At 71.9% G+C, this 24893-nt stretch carries 25 protein-coding genes; 11 read left to right on the forward strand and 14 right to left on the reverse strand.

The window, feature by feature from the left end:
* Nucleotides 1-11: 11 nt before the first annotated feature.
* A complete protein-coding gene (locus tag Q0P88_RS08525; protein WP_295013078.1) occupies nucleotides 12-725 on the reverse strand; it encodes a ferritin-like fold-containing protein in 714 nt (237 codons plus the stop codon).
* 200 nt (nucleotides 726-925) lie between these two features.
* On the opposite strand from Q0P88_RS08525, the gene Q0P88_RS08530 reads away from it, so the two are divergent.
* A complete protein-coding gene (locus Q0P88_RS08530) occupies nucleotides 926-2446 on the forward strand; it encodes a DEAD/DEAH box helicase (protein WP_295013080.1) in 1521 nt (506 codons plus the stop codon).
* 168 nt (nucleotides 2447-2614) lie between these two features.
* Here Q0P88_RS08530 and Q0P88_RS08535 read toward each other — a convergent pair whose 3' ends face one another.
* A complete protein-coding gene (locus Q0P88_RS08535; RefSeq protein ID WP_295013082.1) occupies nucleotides 2615-3505 on the reverse strand; it encodes a PHP domain-containing protein in 891 nt (296 codons plus the stop codon).
* Between the two features lie 80 nt (nucleotides 3506-3585).
* Here Q0P88_RS08535 and Q0P88_RS08540 point away from each other — a divergent pair, with 80 nt between their 5' ends.
* Nucleotides 3586-4617: an endonuclease/exonuclease/phosphatase family protein gene (locus Q0P88_RS08540; protein WP_295013084.1), complete on the forward strand. Its 1032-nt coding sequence runs from the start codon at nucleotides 3586-3588 to the stop codon at nucleotides 4615-4617.
* A 52-nt stretch (nucleotides 4618-4669) separates the two neighbouring features.
* Here Q0P88_RS08540 and Q0P88_RS08545 read toward each other — a convergent pair whose 3' ends face one another.
* Nucleotides 4670-5077: a DUF3054 domain-containing protein gene (locus Q0P88_RS08545; RefSeq protein WP_295013086.1), complete on the reverse strand. Its 408-nt coding sequence runs from the start codon at nucleotides 5075-5077 to the stop codon at nucleotides 4670-4672.
* A 146-nt stretch (nucleotides 5078-5223) separates the two neighbouring features.
* Here Q0P88_RS08545 and Q0P88_RS08550 point away from each other — a divergent pair, with 146 nt between their 5' ends.
* Nucleotides 5224-6651: an aminopeptidase P family protein gene (locus Q0P88_RS08550; RefSeq protein ID WP_295013088.1), complete on the forward strand. Its 1428-nt coding sequence runs from the start codon at nucleotides 5224-5226 to the stop codon at nucleotides 6649-6651.
* Nucleotides 6627-7562, forward strand: coding sequence for a phosphotransferase (locus Q0P88_RS08555; protein WP_295013090.1), 936 nt, complete (start codon nucleotides 6627-6629; stop codon nucleotides 7560-7562). Before Q0P88_RS08550 ends, Q0P88_RS08555 begins: the two co-directional genes overlap by 25 nt.
* A 12-nt stretch (nucleotides 7563-7574) precedes the next feature.
* Here the strand turns inward: Q0P88_RS08555 and Q0P88_RS08560 are convergent, their stop codons facing one another.
* The 3 genes from Q0P88_RS08560 to Q0P88_RS08570 are packed head-to-tail and all read right to left on the reverse strand — an operon-like array spanning nucleotide 7575 to nucleotide 10296.
* The gene (locus Q0P88_RS08560; RefSeq protein WP_295013092.1) at nucleotides 7575-8726 is read right to left on the reverse strand and encodes a MalY/PatB family protein; all 1152 of its coding nucleotides are present in this window, start codon (nucleotides 8724-8726) and stop codon (nucleotides 7575-7577) included.
* 5 nt (nucleotides 8727-8731) lie between these two features.
* Nucleotides 8732-9418, reverse strand: a complete 687-nt coding sequence (locus tag Q0P88_RS08565; protein WP_295013094.1) for an alpha/beta family hydrolase — start codon at nucleotides 9416-9418, stop codon at nucleotides 8732-8734.
* Nucleotides 9415-10296, reverse strand: coding sequence for a general stress protein (locus tag Q0P88_RS08570; protein WP_295013096.1), 882 nt, complete (start codon nucleotides 10294-10296; stop codon nucleotides 9415-9417). Before Q0P88_RS08570 ends, Q0P88_RS08565 begins: the two co-directional genes overlap by 4 nt.
* 86 nt (nucleotides 10297-10382) lie before the next feature.
* Here Q0P88_RS08570 and Q0P88_RS08575 point away from each other — a divergent pair, with 86 nt between their 5' ends.
* The 3 genes from Q0P88_RS08575 to Q0P88_RS08585 are packed head-to-tail and all read left to right on the forward strand — an operon-like array spanning nucleotide 10383 to nucleotide 13317.
* Entirely contained in the window at nucleotides 10383-11654 is a 1272-nt protein-coding gene (locus tag Q0P88_RS08575) for a magnesium transporter MgtE N-terminal domain-containing protein (RefSeq protein WP_295013098.1), read from the forward strand.
* Nucleotides 11651-12193, forward strand: a complete 543-nt coding sequence (locus Q0P88_RS08580) for a DUF1003 domain-containing protein (RefSeq protein WP_295013100.1) — start codon at nucleotides 11651-11653, stop codon at nucleotides 12191-12193. Before Q0P88_RS08575 ends, Q0P88_RS08580 begins: the two co-directional genes overlap by 4 nt.
* Complete coding sequence (locus Q0P88_RS08585; protein WP_295013102.1) at nucleotides 12190-13317, forward strand: Mrp/NBP35 family ATP-binding protein; 1128 nt, start codon at nucleotides 12190-12192, stop codon at nucleotides 13315-13317. The genes Q0P88_RS08580 and Q0P88_RS08585 overlap by 4 nt, the downstream gene beginning before the upstream one ends.
* Nucleotide 13318: 1 nt before the next feature.
* Here the strand turns inward: Q0P88_RS08585 and Q0P88_RS08590 are convergent, their stop codons facing one another.
* Nucleotides 13319-13807 (reverse strand): Sec-independent protein translocase TatB, encoded by a 489-nt coding sequence (locus Q0P88_RS08590; RefSeq protein ID WP_295013104.1) that lies wholly within the window; start codon nucleotides 13805-13807, stop codon nucleotides 13319-13321.
* Nucleotides 13808-13903: 96 nt separating this feature from the next.
* On the opposite strand from Q0P88_RS08590, the gene Q0P88_RS08595 reads away from it, so the two are divergent.
* Nucleotides 13904-14536, forward strand: a complete 633-nt coding sequence (locus tag Q0P88_RS08595) for an O-methyltransferase (protein WP_295013105.1) — start codon at nucleotides 13904-13906, stop codon at nucleotides 14534-14536.
* 105 nt (nucleotides 14537-14641) lie between these two features.
* On the opposite strand, the gene Q0P88_RS08600 is transcribed toward Q0P88_RS08595, so the two are convergent.
* From Q0P88_RS08600 to dapE, 3 genes are all read right to left on the reverse strand, one after another.
* The gene (locus Q0P88_RS08600; protein ID WP_295013107.1) at nucleotides 14642-14815 is read right to left on the reverse strand and encodes a DUF3117 domain-containing protein; all 174 of its coding nucleotides are present in this window, start codon (nucleotides 14813-14815) and stop codon (nucleotides 14642-14644) included.
* 76 nt (nucleotides 14816-14891) lie between these two features.
* A complete protein-coding gene (locus Q0P88_RS08605; RefSeq protein ID WP_295013109.1) occupies nucleotides 14892-16142 on the reverse strand; it encodes a hypothetical protein in 1251 nt (416 codons plus the stop codon).
* A complete protein-coding gene (dapE, locus tag Q0P88_RS08610) occupies nucleotides 16135-17208 on the reverse strand; it encodes a succinyl-diaminopimelate desuccinylase (protein ID WP_295013111.1) in 1074 nt (357 codons plus the stop codon). Before dapE ends, Q0P88_RS08605 begins: the two co-directional genes overlap by 8 nt.
* A gap of 65 nt (nucleotides 17209-17273) precedes the next feature.
* Between dapE and dapD the strand changes: the two genes are divergently transcribed.
* On the forward strand, nucleotides 17274-18227 hold the full coding sequence (dapD, locus tag Q0P88_RS08615) for a 2,3,4,5-tetrahydropyridine-2,6-dicarboxylate N-succinyltransferase (RefSeq protein ID WP_295013113.1): 954 nt from the start codon (nucleotides 17274-17276) through the stop codon (nucleotides 18225-18227).
* Nucleotides 18228-18260: 33 nt separating this feature from the next.
* On the opposite strand, the gene Q0P88_RS08620 is transcribed toward dapD, so the two are convergent.
* Nucleotides 18261-18830, reverse strand: a complete 570-nt coding sequence (locus tag Q0P88_RS08620; protein ID WP_295013115.1) for a TetR/AcrR family transcriptional regulator — start codon at nucleotides 18828-18830, stop codon at nucleotides 18261-18263.
* A gap of 133 nt (nucleotides 18831-18963) precedes the next feature.
* Here Q0P88_RS08620 and Q0P88_RS08625 point away from each other — a divergent pair, with 133 nt between their 5' ends.
* Both Q0P88_RS08625 and Q0P88_RS08630 read left to right on the forward strand, forming a co-directional pair.
* Nucleotides 18964-20355: an MFS transporter gene (locus tag Q0P88_RS08625; protein ID WP_295013117.1), complete on the forward strand. Its 1392-nt coding sequence runs from the start codon at nucleotides 18964-18966 to the stop codon at nucleotides 20353-20355.
* 184 nt (nucleotides 20356-20539) lie between these two features.
* A complete protein-coding gene (locus tag Q0P88_RS08630) occupies nucleotides 20540-21952 on the forward strand; it encodes a DEAD/DEAH box helicase (RefSeq protein WP_295013119.1) in 1413 nt (470 codons plus the stop codon).
* Nucleotides 21953-22021: 69 nt separating this feature from the next.
* Here Q0P88_RS08630 and Q0P88_RS08635 read toward each other — a convergent pair whose 3' ends face one another.
* The 3 genes from Q0P88_RS08635 to fdxA all read right to left on the reverse strand — a co-directional run bounded on the left by Q0P88_RS08635 (nucleotide 22022) and on the right by fdxA (nucleotide 24893).
* Nucleotides 22022-23317: a citrate synthase gene (locus tag Q0P88_RS08635; RefSeq protein ID WP_295013121.1), complete on the reverse strand. Its 1296-nt coding sequence runs from the start codon at nucleotides 23315-23317 to the stop codon at nucleotides 22022-22024.
* Between the two features lie 142 nt (nucleotides 23318-23459).
* Nucleotides 23460-24572, reverse strand: a complete 1113-nt coding sequence (dapC, locus tag Q0P88_RS08640; protein ID WP_295013123.1) for a succinyldiaminopimelate transaminase — start codon at nucleotides 24570-24572, stop codon at nucleotides 23460-23462.
* Nucleotides 24573-24893 (reverse strand): ferredoxin, encoded by a 321-nt coding sequence (fdxA, locus tag Q0P88_RS08645; protein ID WP_295013125.1) that lies wholly within the window; start codon nucleotides 24891-24893, stop codon nucleotides 24573-24575.

Raw genomic sequence — 24893 nt, forward strand, 5'->3', positions numbered from 1 at the left:
GCCGGGGCTCGCTACGAGGCGAGCCCCATCGCGTCCATCCTGCGGGCATGGGCGCCCATGAGCTCGGTGAACACGGGCTCGAGCTTGTCGTCCTCCGCCCCCGGCAGATGTGGGCGCAGGGCGGCCCGGGCGACCAGGATCGTGTCTCCGACGAGGCGACGCCCCCACATCGACAGCAGCGAGCGCCATTGCTCGTCGCTCGCGATGGTCGCGGCGATGATCTTGATGATCTCCCCGCGGTCGTCGGCTTCGGAGAGGATCTTCGCGACCTTCGCCCCGGTCTCCCCGTAGCTGGAGGAGAGTGCGAGGTAGAAGTCGTCGAGCATGCCCGCGGTCAGATAGACGGCGAGCATGGTCTCCGCGATCCGCGGCCCGAGGGTCTTCCGGCGGAATGCGTCCAACTGCTCGCGGAAGGGCAGCATGACCTCGGTCGGATCGTCTCCGTGCGCGGTGATGATGTCGACGATTCCGCGATGCTTCGCGAGCGCGGCGCCGGCGGCCCGGGAGAGGATCTCCTTCTCGGAGAGATCAGCCGTCGCCCGGATGAGGCGGGTGAGCGTCTCGAAGTAGCCGAGCTGCAGATAGGCCGCCTGGCCGAGGAAGGTGTTCGGCTCCGGAGCGAGTTCGGCGAAGTCGACGCGGGTCGCGTCCCCCGACTCTCCGCGGGAACGCAGCACGAGCGTGCGTCGGGGCGCCTTGTCGCGCTGCCAGAACCACCTCACCACGCGCTCAGCCTACTTCAGCGTGCGCCTGCACCCCGGTGGAGGCGCACGCGAGCGGGCGGGATCCTCGGCCGCTCCGGTAGGCTGGAGCCGCTCCGGCGACGGATCGGAGCCCCCGCGCCTGTGCATACGGATCCGGCGTGGACCTTTTCAATCGAGGCGGCGCCGCGCTCGCAGGCCCGCCGGACAGGCAAGAGAACACAGTGACGACTTTCGCCGATCTCGGCATCGATCAGGACATCGTGGAGGCCCTCGCGGCCAAGGGCATCGTCGACGCCTTCCCGATCCAGGAACAGACCATCCCCCTCGGACTTCCCGGCCAGGACATCATCGGCCAGGCCAAGACCGGCACGGGCAAGACCTTCGGCTTCGGCATCCCTGTGGTCCAGCGCCTGGGTCTCGACCCCGAGCACGGCGTCAAGGCGCTCATCGTCGTGCCGACGCGCGAGCTCGCTGTACAGGTGTACGAGGACATCGACCTGCTCACCTCCGGCCGCTCCACCAGCGTCGTCGCGATCTACGGCGGCAAGGCGTACGAGGGCCAGATCGAGCAGCTCAAGGCCGGCGCGCAGATCGTCGTCGGCACGCCGGGGCGCCTCATCGACCTGGCGAACCAGCGCCTGCTCGACCTCTCGCACGCGACCGAGGTCGTGCTCGACGAGGCGGACAAGATGCTCGACCTGGGCTTCCTCGCCGACATCGAGAAGATCTTCTCCAAGGTCCCCGCCGTGCGCCACACGCAGCTCTTCTCGGCGACCATGCCCGGCCCGATCGTCGCGCTGGCGCGCCGGTTCATGACCAACCCGATCCACATCCGCGCCAACGACCCCGACGAGGGCCTCACCCAGGCGAACATCCGCCACCTCGTCTACCGCGCGCACTCGCTCGACAAGGACGAGGTCATCGCCCGCATCCTGCAGGCGGAGGGCCGCGGCAAGACCGTGATCTTCACCCGCACCAAGCGTGCCGCCCAGCGCCTCGTGGACGAGCTGAGCGACCGCGGCTTCAACGTCGGCGGCGTGCACGGGGACATGGGCCAGGATCAGCGCGAGCGGTCGATGGCGGCGTTCAAAGCGGGCAAGAGGGACGTGCTCGTCGCGACCGATGTCGCCGCGCGCGGGATCGACGTCGACGACGTCACCCACGTGATCAACCACACCATCCCGGACGAGGACAAGACGTACCTGCACCGCGCCGGCCGCACGGGCCGCGCGGGCCGCACGGGCATCGCCGTCACGTTCGTGGACTGGGAGGACCTGCACAAGTGGGCCCTCATCAACCGGGCGCTCGAGTTCGGACAGCCCGAGCCCGTCGAGACCTACTCGTCGAGCCCGCACCTCTACGAGGATCTCGACATCCCCGTCGGCACCAAGGGGCGCCTGGTGACGGCCCCCGTGTCGGAGAAGCCCGCGCGCAAGCAGCGCGAGCCGCAGCGCGCGGCCGACGCCGCCGCGGAGGGCACGAGCGAGGGTGCGACGCGCCGTCGCCGTCGCCGTCGCCGTGCGACCGCGGACGTCGGATCCACGTTCGCCGAGGGCGCCGAGACCCCTGCCGCGAAGGATGCGGGTTCCGGGAGCGCCGACCGCGGCGCCGAGGGTTCGGGCACGCACGACGGCCAGGGCGCCGAGCACCACGACGGCAAGCCCGCCGCGCAGCGTCGTCGTCGTCGCCGCCGTCCTTCCGGTGGTGCCGCCGCGGGCAGCGCCCCGCAGTCCGGGGCCTGACCGTCCGCGGGTTCCCGCCCGCTCCCGTCGCAAGAAGCGCCGTTCCGATCCCTTCGGAGCGGCGCTTTCTGCGACGGGAGCGGGAGCGAGCGGCGTTTTTGCGACGGGAGCGGTGACGGGATCGGGAGCGGGCGAGGGCGCGGGCGAGGATGCTCCGCCGCGAGCGGGTCAGCGGGCTCGGACGGGGTACACCGGGGCGGAGCCGGATCCGCGGTCGATGATGCGCTGCAGCATCGCCGGGGTCGTCGTGTGCTCCCCCGGCACGTTGGGCTTGCCCGCGCCGTGATAGTCGCTGGATCCGGTCACGATGAGGTCGTGGCGCTCGGCGAGGCGGCGCAGCTCGGCCGTCCCCTCGGCCGTGTTCTCGCGATGGCCGAGTTCGAGACCGCCCAGACCCGCGTCGATGAGCCGGCGCAGCGTCTGCGCGCTCATCCGTTCCCGCCCGGCGGGATGGGCGATGACCGGCACTCCTCCCGCGCCGATGACGAGCTCGACCGCGGTCAGCGGATCCGGGGCGTAATGGCCCTCGTAATAGCCCTCGCGGGGGTGCAGGATCCCGTCGAAGGCCTCGCTCCGGTCCGTCACGATCCCGCGCGCGACGAGGGCGTCGGCGATATGCGGGCGCCCGACCGTCGCCCCGGGATCGGTCTGCGCGACCACGTCCTCCCAGCGCAGCGGATAGTCGCGGCCGATGTTGCGCACGATCCTCTCCGCACGGCCGATGCGGTCGTCGCGGATGCGGGAGGTCTCCGCGAGCAGATCGGGCTCGGTCGGATCGAACAGGTACGCGAGCACGTGCACGCTGCGCCAGCCGTCCTTCGCCGACATCTCCATGCCGGGGATGAAGGTCATGTCGTGCGCGACCGCGGCGGCGGCGGCCTCCGCCCAGCCCGCGGTGGTGTCGTGGTCGGTGAGCGCCAGCGTTGCGACGCCCTCGGCGCACGCCTGAGCGACGACTTCCGCGGGCGCCTCGGTGCCGTCGGAGCGGTTCGAGTGCAGATGCAGATCGATCGGGGCCCGGAACAGGTGCGGGCGGCGGTCCGGATCGGCATCGGTCATCCTCCGAGCGTATCCCGCCCGGCGGATCCCGAGCCCGGCCCCAGATCCTTCACAGAGGCGCTCGCCTAGGCTCTGGAGCGATGTTTCGACTGATCGGGATCCTGCTGACCGTGCTCCTCGCGATCGCCACGGCGATCCTGACGTGGCCGCAGTTCTTCCACCTGGAGCGCACCTTCCCGATCACCCAGGCGGTCGCCTCCCGCGGCATCCTCGTGCTGGCCTTCGCCGCGCTGCTGCTGCTCGCGCTGCTGCTCATGCTGGCCCGGCCCTTGCGCGGTTTCGCGGCCTCCCTCGCGATCATCGCCCTTCTGGGCGGCGGCGCGTCCGCCGCGATCGGGGCGATGCGCGGGATCTCCTCCGAGGCCCTGCCGGCCAAGACGGCCACGAGCGTGCGCGTGCTCGCCTGGAACACCGCGGGCGAGGCGGTGTCCGCCGAGGACATCGCGACGACCATCGTGGATCAGAAGGCCGACATCGTCGCGCTCCCGGAGACCACCGAGGCGGTCGGCGAGGACATCGCCCTGAAGCTGCGGGCGGCGGGCCATCCCATGTGGGTGCATCACGTGCAGTTCCGCCCCGACGTGCCGCGCGGACCCGACTCGTGGCAGACGACCGTGCTCATCTCCCCCGGGCTGGGCGACTACTCCGTCATCCCGTCGTCGAGCGACGGCACGAGCAACACGAGCTCCGTGCCGAGCGCGGTGGTCATGCCGGTCGATGGCAAGGGCCCCACGGTCGTCGCCGTGCACACGGTGGCCCCGCGCGAGGACGAGATGACCGGCTGGAGCTCGGACCTGCGCTGGGTCGCCGACCAGTGTCCCGCGGGCAAGAACGTGATCCTCGCAGGCGACTTCAACGCCACGCTCGACCACATGGCCGCGCTCGGCACGGACGGCGGCGACATGGGTGCGTGCCGCGACGTCGCCGCCCGCACCGGATCCGGAGGGCTCGGCACGTGGCCGACCTCGCTTCCCGAGCTCGTCGGCGCACCCATCGACCACGTGATGGCGACCGCGCAATGGCGTCCGAGCGGATCCGAGGTCCTGCCCGGCAGCCCTTCCGGCAGCGACCACCGCGCCCTCATCACCCAGCTGGAGCGGGTCACGCCCTGAGGCCGAGGATCCCCGCCGGGATCCCCCGGGCGGGGCGTCGCCGCCCCTCGCCTCAGCGCCGGGCGCGGATCCGTGCCACGAGTGCGGCGACGCCCCGCCATCCGACGAGGAAGACGAGCAGCGTGATCGTCGCGACGACGATGAACGCGACCGCCGTCCCGCCGCCGCTCACGACCCGCAGGATCATCCCGAGGACGACGGTGCTCACCACCAGCGGAAGACCGGTGCGCAGCGGCGCGGCCGGGGCGCGCCACGCGCGGAGCACGAGCCAGCCGACCCCCAGACCGACGAGGAACGGCCACGCCGTCTCGACGACGCCTCCCGGGTCGACCCCGTGCTCGTGGCTCGCGCGCCCGATCGCCGCGAAGACGATCACGAGGACGACATCCGCCCCCAGCGCCCACGGCCAGGCGAGGGCGGTGCGGCGGGCGGAGAGACGGTCGGACGCAGGATCGGTCATGGGCCGACCCTAGCCGGACGAGCTGTGCGGGCCCGGCCCGGCGCCGGCGCGACCGCCCGAGAGACCGCGCCCCGACGGACTGCGACCGACGATCCGGAGGACCGCGCACGAGGACGGGGCACGGCCGGCGGTGAGAGGATGGAGGCATGACCTCCGAGAACGACACGATCGAGCAGAGCGAAGAAGCCGCCGAGAGCACCACGCCGACGACGTCGGCCACGAACCGCCGTCAGCCCTTCCCCCAGGGCTTCCTCGACACCATCTCGGAGGGCTGGGCCGAACGTCCGGACACCCTCCCCGCCCCCCGTGCGCAGGCGGCACCCGCCGCCGCGCGTCGCGCCGCGGTCTCCGCCGCCTTCCCCGGGAAGCGCCTCGTGATCCCCGCCGGATCGCTCAAGCAGCGCAGCAACGACACCGACTACCCCTTCCGCGCGCACTCCGCGTTCGCGCACCTCACCGGGTGGGCCGCCGACGCCGAGCCGGACTCCCTGCTCGTCTTCGAGCCGACCGCCGACGGGCACGACGTCACGCTGTACTTCCGCGAGCGGGCCGACCGCACGACGAGCGAGTTCTACTCGGACGCCACGATCGGCGAGTTCTGGATCGGGCCGCGCCCGGCTCTGGCCGGCGTCGCGGCCGACCTCGGCCTCGCGACCGCGCACCTCGACGACTTCGCCGAGGGATCGGGCGACCTCGTCGTCGACGAGGACGGCGAGCTCACGCAGTTCGTCTCGGAACTGCGCCTCGTGAAGGACGACTACGAGATCGCGGAGATGCGCCGTGCCGTGGACATCACCGCCGCCGGGTTCGACGACATCATCCGCGATCTGCCCCGCGCGATCGCGCACCCCCGCGGCGAACGCATCGTCGAGGGCGTGTTCCATCAGCGCGCCCGCAGCGACGGCAACTGGGAGGGCTACGACACCATCGCGGCCTCCGGCCCGCACGCCTGCTACCTGCACTGGACGCGCAACGACGGCGCGGTGCTGCCCGGCGACCTCATCCTGGTCGATGCCGGCGCGGAGGCGGACAGCCTCTACACCGCCGACATCACCCGCACGCTCCCGGTGAGCGGCACGTTCACCGACGTGCAGCGCCGCATCTACGACACGGTCGTCGAGGCCGCCGACGCCGCGTTCGCTGCGGCGCGGATCGGCGTGCCGTTCCGCACGGTCCACGCCGCGGCGATGGACGTCATCGCCCGCCGCACCGCCGAATGGGGCCTCCTTCCCGTGACGGCGGAGGAGGCGCTCGACGCCGAGAAGGGCGGCCAGCACCGGCGCTACATGGTGCACGGCACGAGTCACCACCTCGGCATCGACGTGCACGACTGCGCGCAGGCCCGGCGCGAGATGTACTACGACGGCCTCATCGAACCCGGCATGGTGTTCACGATCGAGCCCGGTCTGTACTTCCAGATCGACGACCTCACCGTCCCGGAGGAGTACCGCGGCATCGGCGTGCGCATCGAGGACGACATCCTGATGACCGAGGACGGCCCGGTCAACCTCTCCGCCGCGATCCCGCGCACCTCGTCCGAGATCGAGGCGTGGATCGCGCGGGTGCAGGCCTGACCGAGCGGATGCATCCGGACGAGCTCCGGATCGACGAAGCCGCCGCGTCCGAGAGGATCGCGGCGGCCTTTCCCGCGCTCGCCGGGCGGCCCGTCGAGCGGTTGCGCTCCGCGGGGACCGTGAACGCCCTGTTCCGCATCGGCCGGGACCATGCCGCGCGGTTCCCGCTGCGCATCACCACCTCCGCGGCGATCCGCGCCGAGGCCGCGGCACTCGCCGAATTCGCCGACGTCTCCCCCTTCCCCGCGCCGGTGCCGCTCGGGGTCGCCGAGGCCGACGCGGGCTACCCGTCGGCGTGGTCGGTGCAGACGTGGGTGCCGGGCTCGGTCGTCCCGGTCGCGCACGACCTTCCTCCACAGTCGCACCGCGGGCTGGCCGAGGACTTCGCCGTGCTCATCTGCGCACTGCGTCGGGTGCCGCTGCGCGGCCGTGTGTTCGGCGGCGAAGGGCGAGGCGGTGCGTTCCGCCCGCACGACGCCTGGATGCGGGAGTGCCTCGCGCGCAGCGGCGGCCTCGTCGACGTGCCAGAGGTCCGTGCGCTGTGGCAGACGCTCTCCGCGGTGCCGCACCCGGGCAGGGAGGTCATGTCCCACGGCGACCTCATCCCGCCGAACCTCCTCCTCGCACCGGACGGGCGTCTCGGCGGAGTGCTCGACGCCGGCTCGTTCGGCCCGGCCGATCCGGCACTCGACCTGATCGTGGCGTGGCACGTCCTCGATCTCGACGGACGACGCGCGCTGCGCGAGCGGCTGGGCAGCGACGATGCCGAATGGCGGCGCGCCGCCGGGTGGGCATTGCAGCAGGCGATGGGCCTCGGATGGTACTACCGGGCGACGAACCCCGAGATGTCGATGCTCGGAGTCCGCACTGTCCGCAGGATCCTGGCCGATCCGGACCTCGCGTGGGGATGATCGCGCGCGGCGTCACCGGGCGTCGAGTGCCGCCGCCATCTGCCGCACGGCCTGTTCGAGGATCGGACGCGGGGTCGCCAGGATGAAGCGGAGGAACCCTTTCCCGGCCGCACCGCAGGCGATGCCGTCCGTGAGAGCGACCCCGGCCCTTTCCCGGAAGAAATCGGCGGGCGATCCCTCGATCCCGAGCCGGCGCGCGTCGAGCCAGGCGATGTAGGTGCCCTCCGGCGGCCGGTAGCCCATGCCCGGGATGTGCTCCGCGAGCAGGTCGGCGAGCGTGCGACGGTTGCCGTCGAGGTAGGCGAGGGTGTCGTCCAGCCACGGGCGTCCCGCGTCGTACGCCGCGGTCGCGGCGATCACGCCGAAGTTCGCCGTCCCGTGCTCGGCCCAGGCCACCTCGGGCCGGATCCAGACCTCCGCATCCGCCTCGTTCGAGAGGATCACCTGAGCGGCCTTGAGACCGGGCAGGTTCCAGGCCTTCGACGCGCTGGTCGCGGTGATCGTGTGGCCCGCCGTCACGGCGTCGAGGCTCGCGTACGGCACGTGCCGGTGCGGGGCGAACACGAGCGGCGCGTGGATCTCGTCGGAGAACACGCGTCCGCCGTGGCGGGCGACGATCTCGGCGACCGCCTCCAGCTCGGCCCGCTCGAACACCCGCCCGACCGGGTTGTACGGGTTGCAGAGGATGAGCAGGCCCCCGCCGTCGCGGAAGGCCCGATCGATCCCGTCGAGGTCGAGGACGTATCGGCCGTCCTCCTGCAGCATCGGCACCTCGATGATCTCGCGGTCGTGCAGTGCGGGGATCGTGAGGAACGGCATGTACGCGGGCGTCGGGAGGATGATGCGGGCGCCGGGTTCGGTGAAGAAGTCGATCGTCGTGCGCAGCGCCGTCAGCACGTCCGGCACGGGGCGGATCCTCTCGGCGGGAACCTCCCACCCGTGTCGCTCGGACTGCCAGCGCGCGGCGGCCTCGCTCATCGCCTGCGCCACGCCCGCGGGCAGATACCCGGTCAGACCATCGTCGATCGCCGCCTTCATCGCGTCCGCGATCACGGGGGCGACCCCGAAGTCCATCTCGGCGACGAACGCGCCGATCGCGTCGGGGAAGACCGACCACTTGAGACTGCCGATCCGGCGCAGCCGATCGATTCCGAACTCTTCCATCCTGCTCACCTCACGATTGCCACGAACTCCCCGACGAGCGGCGCGAGTCCCGCACCGATCTCCTCGGCCGGACGCTTCCTCCCCGCCACCTCGAACGAGTGCCCTCCCCCGTCGATCCAGACGATGCGCGCATCCCGGCATGCCGCGACGGCGTCCTCGAACTGACCCACGGGCTGGACGAACGGATCCTTCGTGCCCTCGACGAAGAGCTGCGGGGGCCGTACGGAGGGGAGATGCGCGATCCGCGGACTGTCGGGCCTCCCCGGAGGGTGCAGGGGATAGCCGAGGTAGACGAGGGAGGACACCGCAAGCCCTTCCGCGGCGGCCATGGACGCCATCCTGCCGCCGTACGACTTTCCGCAGGCGACGACGGGCGCGTCCGGGCGGCGGAGTCGGATCGCGGCGACCACCGCCCGCCAGGCGAGGATCGCGTGCGCCGCGGGACCGGGCATGCGCCGCCCCGCCTCCGAGTAGGGGAAGGCGAAGCGGACGGTGCGCAGCCCGCGTTCCTGCAGTCCGCGCGCGAAGCCCACGAGGAACGGATGATCCATCCCCGCTCCCGCGCCGTGCGCGATCGCGACGACGGGGGCGTCCGGCTCGTCGGCGTCACCGCCCCAAGCGGCCGTCACGTCGACCTCGCCCGCCGGCAGCGGCACCGTCACCCTGGTGCGCTCCTCGGCGGCTTCGATCATCGGCGGGGCTCGTCGCCCGGCAGCCCTTCACCGGATCCGTCGCCGGGCAGCGGCGCGTCGCCGGGCGTCGCCTCGCCGACCGGCTCGCCGCGGGACTCCTCGTCCTCGGGCAGCCCGACCTCGATCCCCCGCTCCGGGGCGTCGGCGTCCGTCGCGGGGTCCCCCGCATCGGGCGCCGCGCCGGCGGCCGGAACCGCGGGTGCGGCGGGCGGTGCCGGGGGAAGCGGAGGACGCTCCGGTGCGATCCGCTCGCCGTAGCGGGGCGGCTCGTCGGACGTCGGGGGCGCGGGCGGGGCCGAGGCGTGAGGCGCCGCAGGGCCGGAGGGAGCGGGCGCGTGCGGATCGACGCGCTCCCCGTACCGCGGCGGCTCGGATGCGGTCGCGGACGGCGCGGCGGGCGCGGGGACCGGCGTGACGGCGCGTCCGAGCACCTGTCTGGCCTTGCCGACCGACGCGGACAGGACCGTCACCTCGTAGTGGTCGGCGCTGAGCTGCATGACGCTGGCGTAGTCGCGGCGGCGGCGCACGACGGCGTACGCGATGAGGCTGAGGATCATGCCGATCGCGACACCGACGAAGATCATGCCGATGAACGCCTGCATCGGCACCGCGGGGTTGCCCAGCACGAAGATCGCCGAGAGGAACAGTCCGATGAGGATGCCGTTCACGGCGCCCGACCGCGCCGCATTCGCGTAGCCGAGGCGCCCGGTGATCCGTTCGATCGTGCGCACGCCGACACCGACGATGGCGATCTCCCTGGCCGGCACGTCGCCCGCGATCAGCTGCGAGACGAGCTTCTGCGCCGCGTCGTAGTCGGTGACGGTGGCGACGGTGTCGCCCACCGCGGCGGCGGTGCCGGAGGAGTTGAGCATGCTCATCCGCCCATTCTTCCATGCCCGCGCCGTCGGCGCCCGAGCACGTCTCCGACCGCGGGGGCGGGTGCGCGGGACACTACGCTGGAAACATGAGCACACAGCGGGTTTTCGTCGCGCGCCTGGCCGGGTGCGCCGTGTTCGACCCCGCCGGCGACCGGATCGGCAAAGTCCGAGATGTCGTCGTCGTGTTCCGAAGTACCGCGTCCCCGCGCGTCATCGGCCTCGTGTGCGAGATCCCAGGCCGTCGACAGGTATTCCTCTCGATCGGCCGGGTCGGTTCGATCAGCACCGGCCAGGTCATCACGTCGGGCCTGCTCAACGTCCGCCGCTTCAAGCCCCGCAGCGGGGAGGTGCGGATCATGGCCGAGCTCATCGGCCGTCGGGTCGATTTCGCGGACGCCTCGGGGACCGCCACGATCGAGGACGTCGCGATCGAGCCGAACCGGCTCGGCGAGTGGTCCGTCGGCCAGCTGTTCCTCCGCAAGCCGAAGACGAGCGCCTCGCCCTTCGCGAAGGGAGCGACGACGTTCGCGGCGTGGAACGAGGTGCGCGAGTACCGTCTGCCCGGCGAGGCGCAGTCCGCCGAGCAGCTCGTCGCCACGTACTCGGAGATGCATCCCGCCGACCTCGCGAACTCCCTCCTCGATCTGCCGCAGCAGCGGCGCATCGAGGTCGCGGAGGAGCTGCCGGACGAGCGCCTCGCCGACGCCCTCGAGGAGATGCCCGAGGACGATCAGATGGACATCCTGGATCGGCTCGGCGACGAGCGCGCCGCCGACATCCTCGACCAGATGGAGCCCGACGACGCCGCGGACCTGCTCGCGCAGCTGCCGCAGGGACGACTGGAGCACCTCCTCGAGCTCATGGAGCCGGAGGAGGCGGAGGACGTCCGCATGCTGCTCCGGTACAACCCGGACACCGCGGGCGGTCTGATGACCCCCGAGCCGATCATCCTGTCCGCCGATGCGACGGTCGCGGAGGCGCTCGCGCTCATCCGGCGGCACGAGCTGCACCCGGCCCTCGCCGCGGCCGTGTTCGTGACCCTGCCCCCGTTCGAGACGCCCACGGGGCGCCTGCTGGGCATGGTGCACTTCCAGCGGATGCTGCGCTATCCCCCGCACGAACGCCTCGGCGCGATCGTGGACGACACGCTCGAACCGGTGCCCGTGACCGCCTCGGCCGCGGAGGTCGCACGCATGCTCGCGAGCTACGACCTCGTCTCGCTCCCCGTGGTGGACCCCGCGCACCGGCTCGTGGGCGCGATCAGCGTCGACGACGTGCTCGACTACCTCCTGCCCGACGACTGGCGCTCGCACGACACCGACGAGCAGACCGTCCCGGCGAAGGGCGCGACGGGATGATGGCGAAGCAGCGCAGCCGCAGCCTGGACGCCCCGCGCGGGCGCGGCGGCATGCTCGGGCGGACCGGCCCTGCGCAGTCGAGCGACCGCTTCGGCCGGTTCTCCGAGGCGTTCGCACGGGCGATGGGCACCTCGGGCTTCCTCATCGGCATGACGGTCTTCGTCGCGGTGTGGCTCTGGTGGAACATCGCGATGCCGAAGGACTGGCAGTTCGATCCGGCCGCGACGAACTTCACGCTGCTCACCCTCATCCTGTCGCTGCAGGCCTCGTACGCCGCGCCCCTCATCCTGCTCGCGCAGAACCGTCAGGACGACCGCGACCGGGTGCAGATCGAACAGGACCGTCAACGCGCCGAACGCAACCTCGCCGACACGGAGTACCTGGCCAGGGAGATCGTGGCGCTGCGCATGGCGATCGAGGAGCACGGCACCGCCGCGGGACCGCACGCCCAGGGCGTCACGCGCGACGTGCTGCGCGCGGAGCTGAGAGCACTGCTCGCCGAGCTCCGCGAGGAGGATCCGGCGGAGCCGACGCCGTGACGGATCCGCTCGCCGCCGCCGTGCGACGCGCGGTCGGCGCGGTCTCGGATCCGGAGCTGCGCCGTCCGCTCGCCGACCTCGACATGCTGCGGGACATCACCGTCGAGGACGGGACCGCGCACGTCGGCATCGTGCTCACGATCGTCGGCTGCCCCGCCGCGACACGGATCGAGTCGGACGTCCGCGCGGCGGCGGCCGCCGTGCCCGGCATCGAGGGGGTGGAGGTCGCGGTCGGCGTCATGACTCCGGCGGAGCGGCGCGCGCTCACCGAGCGTCTGCGCGACGGGCGCGCGCCGCGGCAGATGCCGTTCGGCCCTGACGCGCTCACCCGCGTGATCGCCGTCACGAGCGGCAAGGGCGGGGTCGGCAAGTCCACGCTCACCGCGAACCTCGCGGTGGCCCTCGCCGCCAGGGGACGCCGGGTCGGCCTCGTGGACGCCGACGTGCACGGCTTCTCGATCCCCGGTCTGCTCGGCATCCCCCCGGGGACGCAGCCCACCCGGATCGACGACCTCATGCTGCCCCCCGTGGCGCACGACGTGAAGACGATCTCGATCGGCATGTTCCTGCGCGACGGGGAGTCGGTCGTGGCCTGGCGCGGGCCGATGCTGCACCGCACGGTGCAGCAGTTCCTCACCGACGTGTTCTTCGGCGACCTCGACGTGCTGCTCATCGACATGCCTCCGGGGACGGGCGACATCGCGATCACCCTCGGTCATCTCCTCCCCCACGCCGAGGTGCTCGTCGTGACCACCCCGCAGGAGGCGGCATCGGAGGTCGCGATCCGCAGCGCACTCGTCGCGCGGCAGACCGGTCAGCGCGTGATCGGGGTCGTCGAGAACATGGCGGCGATGGCCCTCCCCGACGGCACGCTGCTCGAGCTGTTCGGCGCGGGCGGCGGGCAGGCCGTCGCGGACGCGCTGTCCCAGGGCTCCGATCCGGTGCCGCTGCTCGTCTCCGTCCCGCTGAGCCCCGCCCTGCGCACCGGCGGGGACGCGGGGATCCCTGTCGTGCTCGCGGATCCGACCGATCCCGCCGCGCAGACCATCCTCGCGCTCGCGGAACGGATCGACGCGACGGGACGCGGCCTCGCCGGACGGCGGCTGACCGTCACGCCGCGCTGAGTCAGGTGGCCTCGCTGTCGTACGGCGGGGGCTCCTCGGCGGAGAACGACGGCGGCAGCGAGACGGCCTTCTCCGCTCCCGCCTGCGCCGCGGCGTTCATCGCCGTCGCACTCGCGAGCAGGGCCGCCGCGGATCCGGTGCCCACGGGCGCGGTCGCCGCGGGGGCGGCGGGTGCTGCGTCGTCGGTCACGGACGGCGACGGCTCGGCGATCACGGCGGCCGGCTTCGACGGGCTGTCGTCCATGAGGGCGTCGCGGATGATGCGCCGGGGGTCGTACTGGCGGGGGTCGAGCTTGCGCCAGTCGAGCTCGTCGATCTCCGGACCGACCTCCTCACGCATCCGATCCCTGGCACCGCGGAGGTAGTCGCCGGCCTGCTTGACGAACCGGGCGAAGGCCTCCGCGTAGCGCGGCAGGCGCTCGGGACCGACGAGAAAGGCCGCGATCACGCCGATCACGACGAGCTTCTCGAAGGTGATGCCGAAGAACATGTCCTAAGGGTACCGCCGCGCCTGCCCGTCCCGAGCACCCGATGCGCCTACGCTGGTGCGGTACGCGGTGCACTCAGCGACCGCCAGGGAGTCGAAGTGAGCGAGCAGGACGCGAACGCACGATACGTGCGCGAAGCCATCATCGAACCGGACGAGATCGTCCGGGCGCGCGCTCACGCCGTCGAGCTCGGCGCGCAGCCGATCAGCGCCGCCGTCGGGGCTCAGTGCGCCGTGATCGCCGCCGCCACCGCCGCCCGTTCGATCGTCGAGATCGGCACGGGCGCGGGCGTCTCCGGGCTGTGGCTGCTCCGCGGCGCGCCGAAGGCCGTGCTGACCTCGATCGACAACGAGCCGGAGCACCTGGCCGCCGCCCGATCGGCGTTCCAGGACGCGAGGATCGCGCCGACGCGTGCGCGGTTCATCGCGGGCCGCGCCGCCGACGTGCTCCCCCGCATGAACGAGGCGGCCTACGACATCGTGCTGGTCGACGCCGATCCGGAGAACGTGATCGAGTACGTCGAGCACGGCCTCCGTCTCGTGCGCGCGGGAGGCACCGTCCTCGTGCCGCGTGTGCTCGGCGCGGGTCGTGTCGCCGACCCCGTGCAACGGGACGACGTGACGGTGGCCTACCGCTCCCTCATCCAGGAGACCCAGCAGTCCCCCGCCGTGCTCGCGGCGATCTCCCCGGCCGGCGAAGGCCTGCTGCAGCTCACCAGCCTTGCGGGCTGACCGCTCCGACGATCCTCGTCGACGGCGCGCACCTCCGTGCGCCCGACATGACGAAGGGCCCGCCGGAGCGGGCCCTTCGAAGTTCTGATCTGCGTCGTCGTGCGGTCAGGCCGCGGCCACGACGGCGCTCAGCACGTCGTGGAGTTCCTTGGCCTCGGCGTCGTTCACGGAGACGACCAGACGTCCCCCGCCCTCGAGCGGAACGCGCACGATGATCAGCCGGCCCTCCTTCACGGCCTCCATGGGTCCGTCGCCGGTCCTCGGCTTCATCGCTGCCATCGCGGTGCTCCCTTTCCTCGGTGGTCTACGGTTTCCATATTAGTGGTGCTGGGACACCGCTTACCGCCACCGCCGCTCAGGGCACGCGCCAGAACGTGTTCGCCATGCCGTAGACGTTCGAGATCCACACCCACTGCAGGGCGAGGCACAGGGCCAGCACGATGCCCCGGAACCACCACGACCGGCGCCAGCCGACCGCTCCCCACAGCGGCGCGAGCGGGAACAGCAGCCGCATCGTGGAGGACTGCGGGAAGAACACCGCGAGCAGGTACAGGACGTAGGACGCGCTGAACAGCCGGATCTCCGGGCCGAGACGACGCACACCCGGGCCGGCGATGAGCGCCCACGCGGACGCCGCGACGAGCATCGCGAGCACGACGAGCCCCGTCCACCCGGGCAGGCCCAGAAGAGAGGCCCAGTACGGCATGGCGGTGAGCCATCCCTCGAACGGCATGAAGGCGGCGTGCCCCCCGCCGGGCATCCAGAACCCGCGCCAGCTCAGCTCGGTCTCCATGTACGCGTTCGGCACCCCTGTCACGATGCCCGCGATCACCTGCCAGGCGAACCCCGCGACGGCGCCGAGCGCTCCCAGGCAGAGATAGTGCGCGATCTCCCGCCCGCGCAGCGGATCCTGTCGGCGATGGATCCACCGCACCACCAGCATGAGACCGAGCATCAGGGCGAAGGCGAGCTCGCCCGGCCGGGTGAACGCCATGAGCAGGATGAGCGGATAGAGCCGCACGTAGCGGCGTCGCGAGAGGGCATCGAGGGCGAGCAGGAGGAAGAGCATGTTCAGCACTTCGGCGTAGCCGACCTGGAACAGCGCGCCCAGCGGTCCTGCGGCGAAGAACACGACGGTCCAGATCGCGGCCAGCCGCCCGATCCGCCCCCGCATCATCCGGAACAGCACGAGACAACAGAGATAGCCCGCGACGAGCGAGACGATGACGGCGCCGATGGGCCATAGACCGCCGAAGGGCAGACTAACCGCCTGCGCGATCCAGGGGTAGACCGGGAGGAACGCCCAGGAGTTCTGCGTGACGTGGCCGTCCGCGCTTAGGGGCAGCACCGAGGGGTACCCGTAGACCGCGATGTACCAGTACCACTGCGCGTCCCATCCGCTGACGAACGACGCGATCGTCGCATGGGGCCCGAACCGCGACCCCGGCGCTCCCGAGAGCCCGGTCGCACCGATGAGCATCGCGGTCGTGATCAGCCGCGCCGTGACGTAGATCGCGAGGATCCCGAGCCAGGCCGGCGTCCGCGCACACGCGCGCGCCGCCCACCGCGGCGCGACGCTCAGCCGGACGGCGCGCCGCTCAGGCACCGCGCAGCCAGGATCGCAGGCCCCGCTCCGTGGACTCGATCTGGGCGACGGCGACGCGCTCCTCGTCATGGTGGGCGAGATGAGGGTCGCCCGGGCCGTAGTTCACGGCGGGGATGCCCATCGCCGAGAATCGCGCGACGTCCGTCCAGCCGTACTTCGGGCGGGGAACGGCGCCGACCGCCGCGACGAACTGCTGCGCGATCGGCGCATCGAGGCCGGGACGCGCACCGTCGGACGCGTCGGTGATCTCGACGTCGAACCCCGCGAACACGTTGCGCACATGGGCTTCGGCGTCGGCCGCCGACTTGCTCGGGGCGAAGCGGTAGTTCACCTCCACCTCGCAGGCGTCGGGGATGACGTTGCCCGCGACCCCGCCGGAGATCCGCACGGCGTTCAGCCCCTCGCGGTAGTCCAGCCCTTCGACCGAGACCTCCCGGGGCCGGTACTCGGCGAGGCGCGCGAGGATCGGAGCGGCGGCATGGATCGCGTTCTCCCCGATCCAGGCGCGGGCCGCGTGTGCGCGGACGCCGCTCGTGCGCACCACGGCGCGCAGCGTGCCGTTGCAGCCACCTTCGACCTCGCCGTCGGACGGCTCCCCGAGGATCGCGAAATCCGCCTGGAAGAGGTCGGGACGTCGCGCGGCGAGCAGCGTGAGGCCGTTGCGGGCCGCCTCGACCTCCTCGTTGTCGTACCACATCCAGGTGATGTCGACCGCCGGGTCCACCAGCTCGGCCGCGAGCTTGAGCTGGACCGCGACGCCGGCCTTCATGTCGACGGTGCCGCGTCCCCAGAGGAACGCCTCGCCGTCGACCTCGATGTCGCGGGTGGGGAGGTTGTCGTTGATCGGCACGGTGTCGATGTGGCCCGCGATCGCCACGCGCTGCGAGCGGCCGAGGTCCGTCCGGGCCACGATCGTGTTCCCCTCCCGAATCACCTCGAGATGATCCCGGCCGCGCAGAGCCTGCTCGATGAGGTCCGCGAGAGGAGCCTCCTCCCCCGAGACGCTCGGGATGTCGCAGATCGTGCGGGCGATGTCGAGGGACGAGGCGGTCAGATCGAGCGGCATGCTCAACACCCTAATGCGCCGTCACGAAGGCCGAGCTGGAAGCCCGGGGCCGGTAGCGTGGAGGGATGACCGACGCGCGCACGATCCACGGCTCCGGCCTGTCCACCATCGCCGCCGACGGCACCGTGCTGGACGCGTGGTTCCCCGAGATCGGCCACGAGGAGCCGACCCCGGCGGACCTCGCCGCGTCCGCTCTCACCTGGGCGCCCTACGCGGGTCCGGACGATCGCCGGGGCGTGACCGTGGAGGCGGTGCAGCTGCGGATCGACCTCGACGAGGCCCCGGCGTCCACGCCGGACGCGTACCTGCGCCTGCACGCGCTCTCGCACCTGCTGGTGCGCCCGAACGAGCTGAACCTCGACGGCATCTTCGCGCACCTCCCGAACGTCGCCTGGACCAGCGCGGGGCCCATGCTGCCCGCCGACGCCGTCCGGCTCCGTCCGCTGCTGCAGAGCGCGGGGATCCAGATCTCGGGGGTGGACAAGTTCCCGCGCCTGACCGATTACGTCCTGCCGACCGGCGTGCGGATCGCCGACGCCTCGCGCGTGCGCCTCGGCGCCTATCTGTCCCCCGGCACGACGGTCATGCACGAGGGATTCGTCAACTTCAACGCCGGCACGCTCGGCGCATCCATGGTCGAGGGTCGGATCTCCCAGGGCGTCGTCGTCGGCGACGGCTCCGACATCGGCGGCGGCTCCTCGATCATGGGGACGCTCTCCGGCGGCGGCACGCATCGGGTCTCGATCGGGGCCAGGACCCTGCTCGGCGCGAACGCCGGCATCGGGATCTCCCTCGGCGACGACTGCATCGTCGAGGCGGGACTCTACGTCACCGCGGGGACGAAAATCGTGCTCGCGGATGGGGCGCCGCTCGCCGAGGGAGGCAAGCCGGTCGTCAAGGGCGGGGAGCTCAGCGGACGGGACGGCCTCCTGTTCCGGCGCAACTCCCTCACGGGAGCGGTCGAGGCCGTCCGCCGCGCGGGTGTCGGGGTGACGCTCAACGAGGCCCTGCACGCCTGAGCCGCTCCGCGGACCGCGCAGGCCGGACGGTGCTCAGACCCGGAGCGATCCGATCGCGAGGTCGACGAGCCTGCGCCTCTGCTCCTCGTCCTCGACCGCGACCGCGGTCACGGCCGAGACGAGCTTGACGACGTCGCTCACGCCGAGCTCCGGCTTGACCTCGCCCGCAGCCTGAGCGCGGGCGATGAGCGGGGCGCCGGCGCCCATCATGCTGGCCCGGCACTCGGCGAACACGGTCGACTCGCCGTTGAGCCCTGCCAGCAGGGCGTGCTTGGTGCCGACGTAGTCGACGAATCGGTCGAGCCAGGCGCGCAGCGCCGGCCAGGGCTCGAGGCCCTCGACGTCCCGTGCGGCCGCGACCAGGGCGTCGATCTCGCCGAGGTAGATCGTCTCGATGAGGGCGTCCTTGGTCGGGAAGTTGCGGTACAGCGTGCCGATCCCGACGCCCGCCCTGCGCGCGATGTCCTCGAGCGAGGCGTTCGGGCCGTCGACGTTGAACGCCTCTCGTCCCGCGGCGAGTAGCGCATCGAAATTGCGGGCGGCGTCGGCGCGGCGCGGACGGCGCTCCGCCAGCGTCGGCGGCGCGGTCGGCTCGGTGACCATCTCAGCTCCCTTCACGGATTCGCGAGTCGACTCTTGCGAAACGGAGGGAGCCTCCGCTAATGTCTAACCGGAGGCGTCCTCCGTTCGGAGGTCTCCTCTCACTTTACTCCCCGCAGGCATCGGAAGGGAACTCATGTCCCGCTCGTCCTCGATCCTCGCCGCCATCGCCGTGGCGGTCTCGTCCATCGCACTTCTGCAGAACCTCGTCATCCCCCTCGTCCCGCTCGTCCAGGCCGAGTTCGGCGTCACCGCCGATGCGGCCAGCTGGAGCATGACAGCCTGGCTCATCGCCGCCGCCGTCGCCACCCCGACCCTCGGGCGGATCGGAGACCTCCGCGGCCGTCGCACCACCTTCCTGCTCACGCTCGGCGTGACCGCCCTCGGCGACGTGTTCGCCGCGCTCGCGCCGAACCTCGCCGTCCTCATCGTCGGCCGTGTGCTGCAGGGCATCGGAGGCGCCCTCTTCCCCCTCGCCTACGGCCTGCTGCGCGATGCGCTTCCCCGCGAACGCGTTACCGGGGCGATCGGCGTCGTGAGCGCCGTGATCGGCATCGGCGGCGCCGCCGGCACGGTGCTGGCGGGCCCCCTCGCGGATCTGGTCGGATGGCGTGGCACGTTCGCGCTGCCGTTCCTGGTCGCGCTGATCGGCGCGTTCCTCACGGTCGCGCTCGTCCGCGACAGCGGCGTCCGGGCGCACGGCGGCGTGAACGTCCGTTCCTCGCTGCTGCTGTCGGCGTGGCTCGTGGCGCTCCTCATCCCGCTGAGCGCCGGCGCCCGCTGGGGCTGGGCCTCGCCCGTCACCCTCGCGTTCTTCGGCGTCGCCGCGCTCGCGTTCGCCGCCTGGATCGTCTCCGAACTGCGCTCGGCCGAACCGCTCGTCGATCTGCGGCTCACGCTGTCTCCCGCCATCTGGCCGGCGAACGCGGCCGCCCTGCTCATCGGGGCCGGCGTCTTCGCCTTCTGGGGCTACCTGCCGCAGTTCCTCGAGCTCCCCGCCGCGATGGGCGGCGGCGGCCTCTCGGTACGCGACGCCGGACTGGTGCTCGTCCCGATGCTGATCGGGATGAGCGGCATCGGCTTCGCCGCGGGAGCCATCAACCGCGTCCTCTCGCTGCGCCTCATGCTCGCCTTCGGTGCCGCGCTCATGGGCGTCTCTGCGGCGTCGGCCGCCCTCGCACACACCTCGCCGTGGCAGCTCGCCCTTGCCGGCGCCGGCTTCGGGATCGGCTGCGGCCTGGCCTACGCGGCCTCCGCCAGCATCGTCGTGCAGGGCGTCCCCGCCGAGGTGACGGGCGTGGCCACGGGCGTGAACGCCAACCTGCGCACGATCGGATCGGCCATCGGATCCGCCGCGACCGGCGCGATCGTGTTCGGCGCCGCGCCGCACGGATCCGCCTCCGGATTCGCGATGGCGTGGGGCCTCGTGGCCGCCTGCACGCTCGCCGCCGGCATCATCGTCTGGGCCGTACGCACCCGCCCTCACGCGGTCACCGCATCCGCGCCGCAGCTCGTCGACGCGGCGTGACCGCACCCGCCCCGGAGATCCGGTAGACTGGATCGGTTGTCGGATCATCCGGCAACTCGTCGCCACCGAAGGATCTCCGGGCGCGGAGCACGTCTCCCCCAGTCGATCCGACTCTGCGAGCGGCGACCTCCGGCGCCATCCCGGCGCCCCTGACCGTGGCCGCGAAGCGGCCCAGGAGACACCTATGCCTTCCTTCCTCGACCTCGGCGTGCCGGCCCCGCTGGCCGCCGTCCTCACCGCGAGCGGCAAGAGCGAGCCGTTCCCCATCCAGCGCGACACGCTGCCCGACGCCCTCGCCGGGCGCGACCTGCTCGGCCGCGGCCGGACCGGCAGCGGCAAGACGCTCGCGTTCTCGCTCCCCCTCGTCACCCGCCTCATGGGCACGAAGGCGCGTCCGCAGCATCCCCACGGGCTCGTGCTCGCGCCGACCCGTGAGCTCGCCTCTCAGATCGCGGCGACCATCGCGCCGCTGGCCGCTGCGGCGGGTCTGCGCGTCGCCACCGTCTTCGGCGGCGTCAGCCAGCGCCCCCAGGAGGAGGCGCTGCGTCGCGGCGTCGACATCCTCGTGGCCTGCCCCGGCCGCCTCGAAGACCTCATGAAGCAGGGTGTCGTCCGTCTCGACGCCGTGCGCACCACGGTGCTCGACGAGGCAGACCACATGGCCGACCTGGGCTTCCTCCCCGGCGTCACGCGCATCCTCGCCGCGACGCCGCAGGACGGCCAGCGCCTGCTGTTCAGCGCGACCCTCGACAACGGCATCGACGTGCTCGCCCGCCGCTTCCTCACCAGCCCCGTCAGCCACGAGGTGGACGAGGCGAGCGTGCCCGTCGGCGAGATGACGCACCGGGTGTTCGAGGTCGCCGACGCGGAGGCCAAGAAGACGCTCGTCCAGACGCTCGCGTCGGGCACCGGCCGACGCATCCTGTTCACCCGCACCAAGCACCAGGCGAAGAAGCTCGCGAAGGTGCTGACGACCGCCGGCATCCCCGCGGTCGACCTGCACGGCAACCTCGGGCAGAACGCGCGCGAGCGCAACCTCGCGGCCTTCTCCGCCGACCCCGCCGACGGGGGCGTGCGCGTCCTCGTCGCCACCGACGTGGCCGCGCGCGGCGTGCACGTGGACGATGTGGATCTCGTCGTGCACGTGGACCCGCCGGCGGAGCACAAGGCGTACCTGCACCGCTCCGGCCGCACCGCACGCGCGGGCGCCGCGGGCACGGTCGTCACCGTCCTGCTCCCCGAGCAGCGGCGCGACGTGAAGGATCTGCTCCGCAAGGCGCAGATCACGGCGGCGATCGAGCCGGTCACGGCGTCGTCCCCCGCGGTCACGGCGCTCGTCGGCGAGACCGCTCCCTACGTCAAGCCCGCGCCGAAGCCCGTGCAGCAGCGCCAGCCCGCGAAGAAGCCCACGCAGGGCGGCCGCACCGGCCAGGGCGGCCGTGCCGGGCAGGGCCGCGCCGGCCACGGCGGCGCCGGACAGGCCCAGCCGCAGGCCTCCGCGCACCGCAAGCCCGCGACCACCGGGGACGTCGTCCCCGCTGCCCGCCGCCGTCGCCGTCGGTCGTCCCGCCCTCAGGGCACGCCGACCACGCGCTGACCGCCGCTGCCGACAGACGAAGGAGGGGGATCCGTCATGGATCCCCCTCCTTCGTCTGTCGGTCGCGACTCAACCGCGCCGGAAGTCGCGCTCCGGCGACCCCGTGTAGAGCTGCTGCGGGCGGCCGATCTTCGTCTGCGGATCGAGGTTCAGCTCACGCCACTGCGCGAGCCAGCCGGGCAACCGCCCGATCGCGAAGAGCACGGTGAACATGCGCGTGGGGAAGCCCATCGCCTTATAGATCACACCGGTGTAGAAGTCGACGTTGGGGTAGAGCCGACGCTCGCGGAAGTAGTCGTCCGCGAGAGCGATCTCCTCGAGCTCCTTCGCGAGGTCCAGGAGCGGATCGGTCACACCGAGCTCGGCGAGCACCTCGTCCGCGGCGGCCTTGACGAGCTTCGCGCGCGGATCGTAGTTCTTGTAGACGCGGTGACCGAAGCCCATGAGCTTCACCCCGTCTTCCTTGTTCTTGACCCGCTCGACGAAGCGCTGCACGCTCTGACCCGAGTCCCGGATCTGCGCGAGCATCGTGAGCACGGCCTCGTTCGCGCCGCCGTGCAGCGGACCGGAGAGGGCCTGGATGCCGGCGGAGACCGAGGCGAACTGATTCGCTCCCGTGGATCCGACCAGACGGACGGTCGACGTGGACGCGTTCTGCTCGTGGTCCTCGTGGAGGATCAGCAGCAGCTCGAGCGCCTTCGACATCACCGGGTTGATCTCGTACGGCTCGCTGTGCACACCGAAGTTGAGCTTGAGGAAGTTGTCCACGAAGCTCAGCGAGTTGTCCGGGTACAGGAATGCCTGGCCGATGCTCTTCTTGTGCGCGTAGGCCGCGATCACCGGGAGCTTCGCGAGCATACGCAGCGTGTTCAGCTCGACGTGCTCGGGGTTGTGCGGGTCCGACTCGTTCTCGTAGTAGGTCGAGAGCGCGGCGACCGCCGACGAGAGCACCGCCATCGGATGCGCGTTGTCGGGAAGGGCCTGGAAGAAGTGCTTCAGGTCCTCGTGCAGCAGCGTGTGCCGGCGGATCTTCTCGTCGAAGTCCGCGAGCTCCGCGGGCGTGGGAAGCTCGCCGTAGATGAGCAGCCAGGCGACCTCGAGGTACGAGCACGCGTTCGCGATCTGCTCGATCGGGTATCCGCGGTAACGCAGGATGCCCTGGTCGCCGTCGATGAACGTGATCGCGCTCTTCGTGGACGCGGTGTTCACGAATCCGTAGTCCAGCCCGGTGTGGCCGGTCTGCTTGGTCAGGTTGGAGAAGTCGATGCTGGGGTGCCCGTCGGTGCCCTGCAGGATCGGGAACTCCGCGGTCGTCTCGCCTACTGTCAGCGTCGCCTTCGTAGGCCGCTCGCCCGCTGCGCTCACGCAGACCTCCTATGCGTCTGTCTCGTGTGGGGGATGCGCGATCCGGCCGGTGGGCACGCGATCACGTCGCTCATACAGCCTAGCCCGCGGCGGAGCCTACTGTGACAACGCCCAAACCAGCGGCCGATCGCCTGCGCGAATCCTACGAAACCGAGGCGCGGAGGCGCGCGGCTGCTGCCTCGATGCGCTCGAGCGACGCCGTCAACGAGAGCCGCACATGCTGCGGGGAGTGCTCCCCGTAGAACGGGCCGGGGCCCGCGAGGATCCCGAGATCCGCCAGCGCGCCCATCGACTCCCACGCGTCCCGCCCCTGGGTCGCCCAGAGGTAGAGCCCCGCCTCGGAGCCGTCGATGCGGAAGCCCGCCTCGACGAGCGCGGGCTTGAGCAGCGCGCGCCGGGCGCGGTACAGCTCCTTCTGCGCCGCGACGTGCTCGTCATCCCGGAGCGCGACCTCCATCGCGTGCTGCACGGGGGCGGGGGGCATGAGCCCGAGGTGCTTGCGGGCCGTGAGGATCTCGCCGACGATCTTCGCGCAGCCCGCGACGAAGGCGGCCCGGTACCCGGCCAGGTTGGACTGCTTGCTGAGCGAGTACACGCTGAGCAGGTTGGCGCGGGAGCCTCCCGTGACGCGGGGGTCGAGGACGCTGGGCACGGGTTTGGTCGCCCACGGACCCTCCCAGCCGAGCTCCGCATAGCACTCGTCGCTCGCGAGCACGGCCCCGAGCTCGCGCGCACGGCGGGCCGCTGCGGCGAGCTCGTCGATCGTCCAGGTGCGGCCGTCCGGGTTGCCGGGGGTGTTGATCCAGACGAGCCGGGTGCCCTCGGGCCAGTCGGCCGGGTCGTCCGCGGAGACGACCGTCGCGCCGGCGACCTGCGCTCCGACCGCGTAGGTGGGATACGCCACGCGCGGCTGGACCACGACGTCCCCCGCCCCGAGTCCGAGGAGCGTCGGCAGCAGTGCGACGAGCTCCTTGGAGCCGATCGTGGGCATCACGTTGTCGACCCGCAGGTCCGGCACGCCCCGTCGTCGCGCATACCAGTCGGCGATCGCCTCGCGCAGCGCAGGGGTGCCGACGGTCTGCGGATACGAGTGCGCGTCGGTCGCCTCGGCCAGGGCGCGACGGATCGGCTCCGGCGTCGGGTCGACCGGGGATCCGATCGCGAGGTCCACGATCCCGTCGGGATGCGCACTCGCACGCTCGCGGTACGGCGCGACCGCATCCCAGGGGTAGTCGGCCAGGTCGCGGACGGACATCTACTCGCCCTGCGGGGGGAGGGCGGCGATGATGGGGTGGTCGTGGTGGATCACGCCGACCTTCGCGGCACCGCCCGGGGAGCCGACCTCGTCGAAGAACTCGACGTTGGCCTTGTAGTAGTCCGCCCAGTCCTCCGGGAGATCGTCCTCGTAGTAGATCGCCTCGACCGGGCACACCGGCTCGCAGGCACCGCAGTCCACGCACTCGTCCGGATGGATGTAGAGCGAGCGCTCACCCTCGTAGATGCAGTCCACCGGACACTCGTCGATGCAGGCACGATCCTTCACATCGACACAGGGAAGAGCGATCACATACGTCAC

It is taken from the genome of uncultured Microbacterium sp., assembly GCF_945952435.1.
GTDB lineage: Bacteria > Actinomycetota > Actinomycetes > Actinomycetales > Microbacteriaceae > Microbacterium.